This is a genomic window from Vibrio sp. 1S139 (genome assembly GCF_041439475.1).
GTDB classification, from domain to species: domain Bacteria; phylum Pseudomonadota; class Gammaproteobacteria; order Enterobacterales; family Vibrionaceae; genus Vibrio; species Vibrio crassostreae_C.
Window position 1 is genome coordinate 18549 of sequence record NZ_JBGOOD010000030.1, and the last position, 12885, is coordinate 31433.

Genomic DNA, 12885 nt, shown 5'->3' on the forward strand with positions numbered 1-12885 from the left:
ATGACTCTTTACTACGTCGGTATTGATGGTGGTGGTACTTCTTGTCGTGCTCGTATTCGTGACGCTCAAGGCAAACTGATTGGTGAAGCGAAAAGTGGCAGTGGCAACATCCTTTTGGGTGTTGATGTTGCGATGAGCTCAATTATTGATGCCATCACAAAAGCTGCACAACAAGGGCAACTCAACTCAGACCATTTTTCAAATATGCATGTTGGCCTAGCACTGGCTGGCGCAGAGCAAAAATCAGCATGGCTCGACTTCATGGCACAGACACACCCTTTCGCAAGCATGACACTCAATACAGACGCTTACGGCGCTTGCATTGGTGCTCACAATGGCCAAGACGGTGCAATCATGATCGGTGGCACCGGTTCGTGCGGCATCTACTTAAACAACGGCGAACAACATGTTGTTGGCGGTCGTGAATTTCCGATTTCAGATCAAGGCGGCGGCGCAGTCATGGGCTTACGTTTGATTCAACAAGTCTTGCTTGCAGAAGACGGTATTCGCAACAAAACCCCGCTGACTCTACATGTGATGAATCACTTTAATAATGATGTGGATGCCATTGTCGAATGGTCAAAAGGTGCTATTCCAAAGGATTACGGTCAATTCTCACCAGTTATTTTTCAACTCGCTAACGAAGGTGACGAACTGGCTATCGATATGCTCAAGCAAACCGCGGCTGATATCGAAATGTTTGTCTTAGCACTGCATCGAAAAGGCGCTGACAAGGTGTGCTTAATGGGAAGTATCGCTGAGCGTATTCTCAACTGGCTATCACCACCAGTACAACAATGGATCGTTAAACCTCAATTCGACGCTATTGAAGGCGCATTGATGTTTGCCGGGAAACCACAACACAACTTGTATCAACAGGCTTAGCAGGGAAGTTATATGAATTATCGCATCGACTTAGCTGTTCTTTCTGAACAAAAAAATAACTGCCGATTTGGCCTTACGGTACATAACTTAAGTGACCTCGACGTAACAGATTGGTCTCTGCACTTTGCATTTGATCGATTCATCCTTCCAGAAAGTTTATCGCAAGGTGAACTGACTCAAGTTGGAAGCTTTTGTTCGTTCAAACCAAGTTCGTCAGTGTTAAAGGCGAACAACCATTACTACCTTGAATTCAGCATTCAAAGCGCCCCATTCCGTTTTTATTCTGATGGCCTTAACGATGCCTTTATCCAGTCACATAATGATGGAGAAACATCGGTACTGCCTGTCGCGATATCACCCATAGTACTGGCTTCGCCATACCGTGAACGCAATCAAATACCTGAAGTTAACGCTGCTGAGATTGCATTGATTCCTCAGCCTAATCAGATCGAATTTCAGCAAGGTAGTTTCGCGCTAAGTAACTTCGCGCTAAATAACGACTGCAGAATTGAGGTTCAATCTCATCTTGCTGATAAGGCAGTCTCTTGGTTCCAGCAAGAGTTGCTCTCGACCTTTGAGCTGTCTCTTTCGACCGCGCTTTCAGCTGAACTTTCAAAAGACGAAAGCGGCAACATTCTATTTCGCAGCAACCCGACGTTAGATGAAGCCGAGTACAAACTGACCATCACTGCACAACAGATTATTGCTGAATCAGGCAGCCAGTCGGGCTTTACACACGCTGTGGCAAGCTTGATTCAACTAGTTCAACAACTGGACGCAGAGAACTTCTCTCTACCATGTTGCAAGATAGCCGACCAACCGCGCTTTAAGTACCGCGGCATGATGTTGGACTGCGCTCGTCACTTCCACTCAGTAGAGCAAGTGAAGCGTTTAATCAATCAACTGGCGCACTACAAGTTCAACGTATTTCATTGGCACCTAACTGACGATGAAGGTTGGAGAATTGAGATAAAGAGCCTGCCACAGCTAACAGAAATTGGCGCTTGGCGTGGCCCTGATCATGCACTAGAGCCGCAATATACCCACATTGCGGAAAACTACGGCGGCTTCTACACGCAACAACAAATTCGTGAAGTCATTGAATATGCAGAGCAACGCAGCATCACGGTGATCCCAGAGATCGATATTCCGGGACACTGCCGTGCCGCAATCAAATCACTGCCTGACATGTTGGTAGAGCAAGCTGACACTACTCAATACAAAAGCATTCAGCACTACAACGACAACGTCCTAAACCCAGGTTTACCAGGCACTTACCAATTTCTAGATGCAGTTATTGAAGAAGTCGCAGAGCTGTTCCCGAGCGAATTAATTCACATGGGTGCAGACGAAGTGCCACCGGGAGTGTGGAGCAACAGCCCTGCTGCTCAAGCGTTGATGAAAGAACACCAGTACCAAGACAGCAAAGACCTACAAGGTCACCTATTCCGCTATGCCGAAAACAAGCTTAAGCAACTCGGCAAACGCATGGTCGGCTGGGAAGAAGCACAGCACGGCGACAAAGTGAGTAAAGAGACCATCATCTACTCATGGCTCAGTGAAGAAGCGGCTGTCAATTGCGCTCGCCAAGGCTTTGATGTGGTGTTGCAACCTGCACAGTTTACCTATCTCGACATGACCCAAGATTATGCACCGGAAGAACCGGGCGTAGATTGGGCTGCCGTTATCCCATTAGAACAAGCTTATACCTACGAAGCACTTGCTGAGATATCCGACACCGACCCAATTCGTAAGCGGATCCGCGGAATTCAGTGTGCTCTATGGTGTGAGATCGTCACCAACCAAAAGCGTATGGATTACATGGTATTCCCAAGAATTAGCGCTTTAGCTGAAGGATGTTGGACACATAAAAACAACCGAAACTGGCTAGATTACCTATCTCGCCTAAAGGGGCATCTGCCATTACTCGACAAACTCAATGTTGATTATCGCAACCCTTGGAAAGCTCAATAAAACAAACCAAAGCGACACTCATATCGAGTGGTTGCTGACTCAAATTAAGGTGCTCAGTTAGATACGACTCAGCATCACTATTTAAAAATTAGCTGCATAGATGCAGTTTGTTAAAAAGGAAATGACAATGAAATACGGCTATTTCGATAACGACAATCGCGAATACGTCATCACTCGCCCTGATGTACCAGCACCTTGGACAAACTACCTAGGTACTGAAAAGTTTTGTACCGTGATTTCGCACAATGCGGGCGGTTACTCGTTCTACAATTCTCCGGAATACAACCGTGTTACTAAGTTCCGTCCAAACGGCACCTTTGACCGCCCAGGACACTATGTTTACCTGCGTGATGATGAGACGGGTGATTACTGGTCTATCTCTTGGCAACCAGTGGCAAAGAGCCTAGATGAAGCGAACTACGAAGTTCGTCACGGCCTGTCATACTCAAAATTCAAATGTGAATACAGCGGCATTACCGCAACCAAGACGCTATTCGTACCTAAGGGTGAAGATGCAGAAGTTTGGGACGTTGTATTAAAGAACAACACTGACAAGCCACGTACTATCAGCACTTTCTCGTTTGTTGAGTTCTCTTTCAGCCATATTCAATCAGACAATCAAAACCATCAGATGTCTTTGTACTCTGCGGGCACGTCTTACCAAGAAGGTGTTCTGGAATACGACCTGTACTACAACACTAACGACTTTGAAGGCTTCTACTACCTAGCTTCAACTTTCTCACCAGACAGCTACGATGGCCAACGTGACAACTTCCTTGGTATGTACCGTGATGAAGCAAATCCAATTGCGGTTGAAAACGGTAAGTGTTCTAACAGCGCTCAAACTTGTTACAACCATTGTGGTTCTCTGCACAAGCAATTTACGATTCAACCCGGTGAAGAAGTTCGCTTTGCGTATGTACTCGGTATCGGTAAAGGCAACGGTGAACGCCTACGTGAGAAGTACCAAGACACAGCAAACGTAGACGCCGCTTTCCAAGGCATCAAAGATCACTGGGACGAGCGTTGCAACAAATTCCAAGTTAAGTCGCCAAACGAAGGCTTAGACACAATGATCAACACGTGGACGCTATACCAAGCGGAAACCTGTGTGGTTTGGTCACGCTTTGCATCATTCATCGAAGTTGGCGGTCGTACTGGTCTTGGTTACCGTGATACGGCTCAAGATGCTATTTCAGTACCCCATGCCAACCCACAAATGACCAAGAAACGTATTATCGACCTGCTTCGCGGCCAAGTGAAAGCGGGCTACGGTCTACACTTGTTCGATCCTGACTGGTTCGATCCAGAGAAAGCCGACGTTGAGCCATCAAAATCACCAACAGTTGTTCCAACACCGTCAGATGACGACAAGATCCACGGCATTGAAGACACATGTTCTGATGACCACCTATGGATCGTTCCGACCATTATCAAATACGTAATGGAAACCGGTGAGCACGACTTCTTCGATGAAGTGATTCCATACGCAGACGGTGGCGAGGCGACAGTTTATGAACACATGAAAGCGGCACTGAACTTCTCTGCTGAATACGTGGGTCAAACGGGTATCTGTAAAGGTCTTCGAGCTGACTGGAATGACTGTTTGAACCTAGGTGGTGGTGAATCTTCAATGGTTTCATTCCTACACTTCTGGGCGCTACAAGAATTCCTAGATCTTGCTAAGTTCCGTAATAACGATGCTGATGTTGCGAAATACACTGAAATGGCAGCTAACGTTCGCGAAGCGTGTGAAACGCACCTTTGGGATGACGAAGGCGGCTGGTACATCCGTGGTCTAACTAAAAATGGCGACAAGATCGGTACCGCTCAACAAGCTGAAGGTCGTGTACACCTTGAGTCAAACACGCTAGCCGTTCTATCTGGTGCTGTATCTCAAGAACGCGGTGAGAAAGCGATGGACGCTGTTGATGAGAACCTTTTCTCAGAATACGGCCTACACCTAAACTCTCCTTCATTTGCAACACCAAACGATGATATCGGTTTCGTAACTCGCGTTTACCAAGGCGTAAAAGAGAACGGCGCAATCTTCTCTCACCCTAACCCATGGGCCTGGGTAGCAGAAGCGAAACTAGGCCGTGGTGACCGTGCGATGAAATTCTACGACGCACTGAACCCATACAACCAAAACGACATGATTGAAACGCGTTACGCAGAACCATACTCGTACGTGCAGTTCATCATGGGTAAAGATCACCAAGACCACGGCCGTGCAAACCACCCTTGGTTAACCGGTACCTCTGGTTGGGCTTACTTCGCGGTAACCAACTTCATTCTTGGTGTTCGTACAGGCTTTGAAGGCTTAACGGTTGATCCTTGTATCCCGACTGATTGGCCAGAATTCGAGGTTACTCGTCAATGGCGTGGCGCGACTTATAACATCACAGTGCAAAACCCGAATGCAGTAAGCAAAGGCGCTGCCTCTATCACTATCAATGGTGAATCAGTTGAAGGCGCTATCCCAGTACAAGCAGAAGGCAGCGTGAACGATGTTGTCGTTGTTCTAGGCTAGTCACGCAATTTAACGAACAGCTCTTGTCTCAAGTCTTTACAGGCTTGAGACAATGAGACTAAAAGGATTTTCTAATGATTAAATTTGGTACAGGTGGCTGGCGCGCTTTCATTGGTGAGGAGTTCACTAGAGAAAACGTCCGTTTGGTAGCGCAAGCACTCGCTAACATCATCAACAACGAAGATGCAGCCAAGAATGGGTTTGTGATCGGCTATGACCGTCGTTTCCTTTCCGATAAAGCCGCATGTTGGTTTGCAGAAGTACTTGCGGCGAACAACATCAAAGTAAGCTTCATCGATAAGTTTGTTCCAACACCTATCGTGATGTTCCAAGCAAAAGAGATGGGATGCACCTACTCGGCGTGTATTACCGCCTCTCACAACCCAGCCGATTACAATGGCATCAAAGTATTCATTGAAGGTGGCCGTGATGCTGATGAGATCATCACAGAGAAGATCGAACAGCAAATCGCAACACTGACCAACGAAGATATTATTCGTGTCGATTTCGAGCAAGCGTTGAATGACAAAGAGATCGAAATCATCAACCCGATGAACGCCTTTGTTGATTCCATCATTAATGCCATCGATATTGAATCGATTAAGAAAGCGAATCTACGCGTGCTGATCGACCCAATGTTTGGTGTGGCGAAAAACGCTCTGCAAACCGTGCTGATTAACGGTCGCTGTGATGTCGACGTCATCAACGATGGCAAAAACCCAGATTTTGGTGGCTTAATGCCGTCGCCAAATGCTGCAACGCTGTATCGCTTGAAGCACTTAGTTGCAGCAGAAGGCTATGACATTGGTATTGGTACTGATGGCGATGCTGACCGTTTGGGAATCATCGATGAGAAAGGTCACTTCATTCACCCTAACGAAGTGCTACTCCTACTTTACTACTACTTGCTGGAATACAAAGGCTGGAAGGGCTCTGTCGTTCGTAACATCGCAACCACACACCTACTGGATAAAGTGGCGGCAGATCATGGTGAGAAGAGCTTTGAGGTTCCTGTAGGCTTTAAGCATATCAGCTCACAAATGGAGGCCGATGACTCTCTGATTGGTGGCGAAAGTTCAGGTGGTTTAACCATTCGTGGTCACATCAAAGGTAAGGATGGCGTATTTGCTTCAAGCTTACTGGTTGAGATGATCAGTGTGACAGGCAAGAAGTTGTCTGAATTACTTGATGAGATTTACTCTAAATATGGCTATGCCTACACCGCAGAAGGCGATTGTAAGTTTAAACCTTCAGAGAAAGAAGCGCTTTACACTAAGATCTACGTCGAGAAGCAACTGCCTGAATTTGAATACGAAATTGAAAAAGTAAGCTATGAAGATGGTGCCAAGGTGTACTTCAAGAATGGCGGCTGGGTGATTGCTCGCTTCTCAGGAACAGAGCCGTTACTACGAATCTTCGCAGAAATGGAAGATAAAGACACTGCAGAACGTGTTCTTCAAAAAGTGAAAGACTTCCTCTCTCTATAGGCTTATAGAGTGCAGCAGTTTTGTATGGGACTTAACAAATCACTGCCTTGTTAAAGCCTATAAGTGAAGAACTCTTGCCCAGTACTTTGATTAAAGTGCTGGGCTTTTTTATCGCGATTCTTGTAACGATTAGTATCGCGTTATATCTCTTTAAAAAGCCAATACGCCTTTGGTATCGACTTTTACGTTGACCGGCATACCCACTTCAAGTGCTTCTGACGAGGTTGCTAATAACTTCTGACCATGCGCTTCGATTACATAACGACAGTGATCACCCATAAATTGCTGTTCTAGCACCGAAATAGCACTATCTTGCTCGTAACTTGCTTGGATATGCTGGGGCCTTAGCAGAAGATCACATGTATTGCCGAACTCAATCTCCGTTTGCGGTTTGGCTTCAACCATACCCAAACTGGTTTCAAATTCATGCTCCGAAATACGCTGTGCATTGAGGTAGCTACCGCCACCCAAAAAGTCTGCAACAAACTTACTTGAAGGATGGAAATACAACTCAGATGCCGAACCATACTGCTCAATCACACCATGGTTCATTACTGCCATTTTATCTGCAAATGCGAACGCTTCTTCACGGCTGTGAGTTACGAAGATAGCTGTAACACCCTGCTTCTTAAAAATCTTGCGAATCTGAGAAATCAGCTCATGACGAACCTGAGTATCGATGTTTGAGAATGGTTCATCTAACAGTAGCAAGTCTGGCTTGTACGCCAAAGAACGAGCAATAGCGACACGCTGTTGTTGACCACCTGAAAGTTGGTGTGGGTAGCGGTCACCGTACTCATCTAAGTGAACCAACTCCAGCATCTCTTGAACTTTGTCTTTCTTTTGCTGCTCAGAAAGGTCTTTCAAGCCAAAGCCGACATTCTGGTTTACCGTCAGGTGCGGAAACAGGGCGTAATCTTGGAAAATCATACCAATGTTACGCTGCTCTGGTGGCAACCAATTCTCGCCATCATCAATGGTTTGACAATTCAAACTCATCACACCGCTACTCAATGGAAGTAAGCCCGCAATCGCCTTCAGTAAGGTCGTTTTACCGCAGCCACTCGCACCAAGAAGACAAACAATTTCACCATGCTCAACTTCTAACGAGAGCGCTTCCAAAATGGTTTGCGACTCATACTTACAAGTCAGATCTTTAATTGATAATGCACAACTCATTAGTTTTTCTGCTCCAAGGAACGGTTTACGATGATTAGAGGAATTAAACCCACCAACACCAATAATACAGCAGGCATCGCCGCCAATTCTAGGTGCTCATCTGAGGCATAGTTATAAACATAAGTCGCCAATGTCTCGAAGTTGAAAGGACGCAGCAGCAATGCCGCATTCAACTCTTTCATTGATTCGATAAACACCAGTAAGCCAGCGATCAATGCGCCACGTTTAATCAAAGGTAAATGAACACGACGTAACATCTGGTTGGTATTGCAGCCCATGGTTTTTGAGGCCATATCCAATGAAGGGGATACTTTACTCAAGCTGCTTTCAATACTGCCAATTGCCACTGCAGAGAAACGTACGACCATGGCAAAAATTAACGCGAACATGGAGCCAGAGAAGATCAAACCAGGTCGCCCCCACTCCATCACTTTCGCAATGTCATTGACCAAGTGATCCATGAACAAAACAGGTACCATCACCCCAATCGCTAACACGGTGCCTGGAACGGCATAGCCCATCGAAGCGAGACGCATATAAGCCTGATTTTTCTTACTCGGACTAACGCGTTGATTAAAGTTAACAATCATCGCGATAATCACGCCAATAATCGCAGCAGCTACCGAAACGTAAAGGCTGTTGATGGCATATTCTCTGAATTCAGGGGTCCAGCTTTGAGCAAAATATTTGTAGGCGTAAATAATGAGCTGGCCAAGAGGGAATAAGAACGCAACGCAAACTAATCCCCAGCACCAGAATAGTGCCAGCCATTTTTTCCAACCAGAAAGGTCGTAACGAAAATCTTCGCGGCTGCTGAACTGATTCAGGAATAGCTTCTGCTTACGGCGACTGTATCGCTCTGAGCTCAACAGTAGGATCACGATAACCAGCATGATTGCCGATATTTTCGCAGCTGCCGTTAAGCTTGAGTAGCCTAGCCAAGTATCATAAACCGCAGTCGTTAAAGTATTTACCGCAAAGTAACTCACGGTACCAAAGTCACCGATGGTCTCCATAGCAACAAGCGATAAACCGACCGCCATTGATGGACGAACAAGTGGTAAGGAGATACGACGGAAGCTTTCCCAAGGCGAGCATTTTAGCAACCGAGCGGATTGCAGTAAGGAGACGTTTTGCTCCATAAATGCGGCGCGGCACAGCAAGTAAACATAAGGATAGAGAACGAGAGACAGAACAATAATAGCACCAGATAAGGTTCTAATATCCGGGAACCAATACTCACCGGGTCCCCACCCAGTAAGATCTCGCAGTAGAACTTGAACAGGCCCAGCAAAGTCGAACCAATCGGTGAATATATACCCAACAATATAGCCTGGCATTGCTAATGGCAGGACGAGTGCCCACTGCAAAACACGCTCTCCCGGAACACGGCACATTGCCATAACCCAAGCCGACGGAATACCAAAAACTAAAGACAGGAACATGGTTCCTATGACTAAAACCACCGTATTGTAGGCATAGGTAGGCATCACTGTGGACATCAGATGAGAAAATAGCTCATCTGTTTCTCCAACAGCCGTCGTAAAAATCGCTAAGATCGGTAAGACCAGTAATACAGCAATAATGCCGCTACTGGTGTTCCATAAATAATTCTTTTCTTTCATCGCCTAACTACAACGAGGCTTAATGAAACACAAATGCATTTGCAAATACATCTCATATCCTTTTAATGGTGGGGTTATTTATACCCATATACTCTAATGACTTCAAGGTGAGATGCTAATAACTCAAGGGATCAACGGGGTGCTTTGTATCAAAAAGTGATTTTCCAATAACAAACAACCCCAAGTAGCCAAAATGGCGACTTGAGGTTGTCATTTTACTTAGGCCGAAGCCTACCGTAATAAATTATAGATCGAACTTAACTTCGTCTAATAGCTTGATTGCAGCCGCGTGGTGGTTTGCAATTTCGTCTAGAGAAATAGTATCCGCTTTGAACTCGCCCCATGAAGCAACAAGCTCAGAAGGTTTAACGTCTGCTTTCACTGGGTATTCGTAGTTCACTTCTGCGTACATGCTTTGTGCTGTGTCACCAGATAGGAATTCCATCAGCTTAACGGCATTCTCTTCATTTGGAGAGTATTTAGCCATTGCCATACCAGAGATGTTTACGTGAGTACCTGTAGTCTCTTGGTTAGGGAAGTTAATGTAAACAGAGTCAGCCCAAGCTTTTTGCTCTTTATCATTAACCATCTTACCTAGGTAGTAGCTGTTACCAAGAGCAACATCACATAGACCTTCTTTAATCGCTTTAACTTGCGCGCGGTCGTTACCTTGAGGCTTACGTGCTAGGTTTGCTTTTACGCCTTCTAGCCATTCTTTCGTTTCAGCTTCACCTTTGTGAGCAATCATCGAAGATACTAGAGAAACATTGTATGGGTGCTTACCACTACGAGTACAGATTTTGCCTTTAAATTCAGGCTTAGTTAGATCTTCGTAAGTGAACTCTTCACCTAGACGACCAACACGGTCACGTGAAGAATAAACGCTACGTGTACGAGTTGTTAGAGCGAACCACTCGTTATCTGTATCTTGGTATTGAGCTGGGATGTTCTTTTCAAGTACATCGCTCTCTACAGATTGAACTAGACCTTGTTTAGTTAATTCAGATAGACGGCTGATATCTACAGTTAAGACAACGTCAGCTGGGCTGTATTCACCCTCTTGAGCTAACTTCTCTGCTAAACCTTTTTTAGCAAACTTAACGTTTACTTTAATACCAGTCTCTTTTGTGAACTCTTTGAACATTGGCTCAACAAGGAAAGGTTGACGGTAAGAGTATACGTTTACTTCTTCCGCAGCCATTGCTGTCGGGGCAATTACACCACACGCTAGAGCTGAAAGTGTTAGCAGTTTCTTCATTGTAAAATCCTTTATATCGAAATGATAATGTCTATCAGTTGCGTTATTATATTCATCATTAACATAATTACAATGACGACCAACAAAAAATCCGTCTACTCAGACCATTCAAACTCTCACTTTTGTAACAAACCATTTCAACTTTGTGTCTTGTCGTTCCCCTTAAACAATGAGCCTAACTTCAACGTTCGTGTTTATATATTGTGCAACCGTAAATACAACAAAGCCCCGCAACAAGAGTTGCGGGGCTTTCTTTGTCCAACCTAACCCATTCAGATTAGGCGACGACTGTTGATTATTTTACTGATACAAACTCAGGGTAAGCGCCGACACCACAATCGTGCATGTCCATACCTTCAAGTTCTTCATCTTCCGTTACTCGGATACCGATTGTTGCTTTAAGCACCGCCCATACTGCTAGGCTAGCACCGAATACCCATGCAAAGATGACTGCTGCACCCATTAGCTGAGCACCAAACGTTGCATCAGCGTTGCTTAGTGGCACAGCCATTAGACCGAAGAAACCACATACACCGTGTACAGAGATAGCACCTACTGGATCATCAATCTTAGCTTTGTCTAGAGCGATGATGCTGAATACAACCAATGCACCAGATACCGAACCAATCGCTACAGCAAATAGAGGTGATGGTGATAGAGGGTCTGCAGTGATTGCTACTAGGCCAGCTAACGCGCCGTTAAGAATCATTGTTAGGTCTGCTTTACCCCAAGTTGTTTTACATACTAGTAGTGCTGCAATTGCGCCTGCTGCTGCTGCTGCGTTGGTGTTAAGGAAGATTTGACCTACTGCTGTTGCGTTCTCAAAATCCGAAACCATCAGTTGAGAACCGCCGTTGAAACCGAACCAACCGAACCAAAGGATAAATGTACCTAGCGTTGCAAGTGGCATGTTTGAACCAGGAATCGGGTAGATTTCACCGTTCTTACCGTATTTACCTTTACGAGCACCGAGTAGTAGAACACCAGCTAACGCTGCTGCTGCACCAGCCATGTGTACGATACCTGAACCTGCGAAGTCACTGAAACCCGCTTCTGATAGGAAACCACCGCCCCAAGTCCAATAACCTTCAACAGGGTAAATGAACGCTGTTAGTACTACAGAGAAGATTAGGAATGACCAAAGCTTCATACGCTCAGCAACCGCACCAGATACTACAGACATTGCTGTTGCAACGAATACTACCTGGAAGAAGAAGTCTGATTCTAGAGAGTGATCTGCGCCTTTACCTTGTGTACCAATTAGAGTACCAAATGATGGCAACCAACCGCCTTCACCGTTGTCGACATACATGATGTTGTAACCAACCACTAAGAAAGCTGTACAAGCAATTGCGTACAAACAGATGTTCTTAGTTAAAATTTCTGTGGTGTTCTTTGAACGAACTAGGCCAGCTTCTAACATCGCGAAGCCTGCTGCCATCCACATTACCAACGCACCTGAAATGAGGAAGAAAAAAGTGTCTAGTGCGTAACGTAGTTCCGTTACTGTTGTTGTAAGTTCCATATTAAAGTCTCCAGTCCTTGTAATTCTTTAAAGTGCTTCAGCATCCATTTCACCAGTACGAATTCGTACGGCTTGGCTTAGGTCATACACAAAAATTTTGCCGTCGCCGATTTTTCCGGTGTGTGCCGCTTGGCTAATCGCTTCAACAACTCGGTCAACATTCTCAGCTTGGGTAGCAATCTCTAGCTTCACCTTTGGTAGGAAATCCACTTGGTACTCTGCACCACGATACAATTCAGTGTGTCCCTTCTGACGACCAAAGCCTTTCACTTCAGAAACAGTCATACCTTCAATACCCACATCAGAGAGCGCTTCGCGTACATCGTCTAATTTGAATGGCTTAACAATGGCATTTATTAATTTCATATTCGTTCCTTAAATTCTTACTTAATCCGTTAATTCTCTTATTACAATCCAAG

9 protein-coding genes are annotated in these 12885 nt (G+C 45.3%); 4 read left to right on the forward strand and 5 right to left on the reverse strand.

Translation table 11 applies throughout. The features are described 5' to 3' along the window. The 4 genes from ACED46_RS11845 to ACED46_RS11860 all read left to right on the forward strand — a co-directional run bounded on the left by ACED46_RS11845 (nucleotide 1) and on the right by ACED46_RS11860 (nucleotide 6879). On the forward strand, nucleotides 1-885 hold the full coding sequence (locus ACED46_RS11845; RefSeq protein ID WP_371721502.1) for a BadF/BadG/BcrA/BcrD ATPase family protein: 885 nt from the start codon (nucleotides 1-3) through the stop codon (nucleotides 883-885). 12 nt (nucleotides 886-897) lie between these two features. Further along, complete coding sequence (locus ACED46_RS11850; protein ID WP_371721503.1) at nucleotides 898-2859, forward strand: beta-N-acetylhexosaminidase; 1962 nt, start codon at nucleotides 898-900, stop codon at nucleotides 2857-2859. A gap of 127 nt (nucleotides 2860-2986) precedes the next feature. After that, a complete protein-coding gene (locus tag ACED46_RS11855; RefSeq protein WP_371721505.1) occupies nucleotides 2987-5392 on the forward strand; it encodes a GH36-type glycosyl hydrolase domain-containing protein in 2406 nt (801 codons plus the stop codon). Nucleotides 5393-5466: 74 nt separating this feature from the next. Further along, nucleotides 5467-6879, forward strand: a complete 1413-nt coding sequence (locus tag ACED46_RS11860) for a phosphoglucomutase/phosphomannomutase family protein (RefSeq protein WP_371721506.1) — start codon at nucleotides 5467-5469, stop codon at nucleotides 6877-6879. A 150-nt stretch (nucleotides 6880-7029) separates the two neighbouring features. On the opposite strand, the gene ACED46_RS11865 is transcribed toward ACED46_RS11860, so the two are convergent. From ACED46_RS11865 to glnK, 5 genes are all read right to left on the reverse strand, one after another. Then, nucleotides 7030-8058: an ABC transporter ATP-binding protein gene (locus ACED46_RS11865; RefSeq protein ID WP_371721507.1), complete on the reverse strand. Its 1029-nt coding sequence runs from the start codon at nucleotides 8056-8058 to the stop codon at nucleotides 7030-7032. Next, nucleotides 8058-9683: an ABC transporter permease gene (locus ACED46_RS11870; protein WP_371721508.1), complete on the reverse strand. Its 1626-nt coding sequence runs from the start codon at nucleotides 9681-9683 to the stop codon at nucleotides 8058-8060. Before ACED46_RS11870 ends, ACED46_RS11865 begins: the two co-directional genes overlap by 1 nt. Before the next feature lie 244 nt (nucleotides 9684-9927). Beyond that, nucleotides 9928-10941, reverse strand: a complete 1014-nt coding sequence (locus ACED46_RS11875; protein ID WP_017059419.1) for a Fe(3+) ABC transporter substrate-binding protein — start codon at nucleotides 10939-10941, stop codon at nucleotides 9928-9930. A gap of 295 nt (nucleotides 10942-11236) precedes the next feature. After that, nucleotides 11237-12466, reverse strand: a complete 1230-nt coding sequence (locus ACED46_RS11880) for an ammonium transporter (protein WP_371721509.1) — start codon at nucleotides 12464-12466, stop codon at nucleotides 11237-11239. Between the two features lie 27 nt (nucleotides 12467-12493). Then, nucleotides 12494-12832: a P-II family nitrogen regulator gene (glnK, locus tag ACED46_RS11885; protein ID WP_004738200.1), complete on the reverse strand. Its 339-nt coding sequence runs from the start codon at nucleotides 12830-12832 to the stop codon at nucleotides 12494-12496. Nucleotides 12833-12885: the final 53 nt, after the last annotated feature.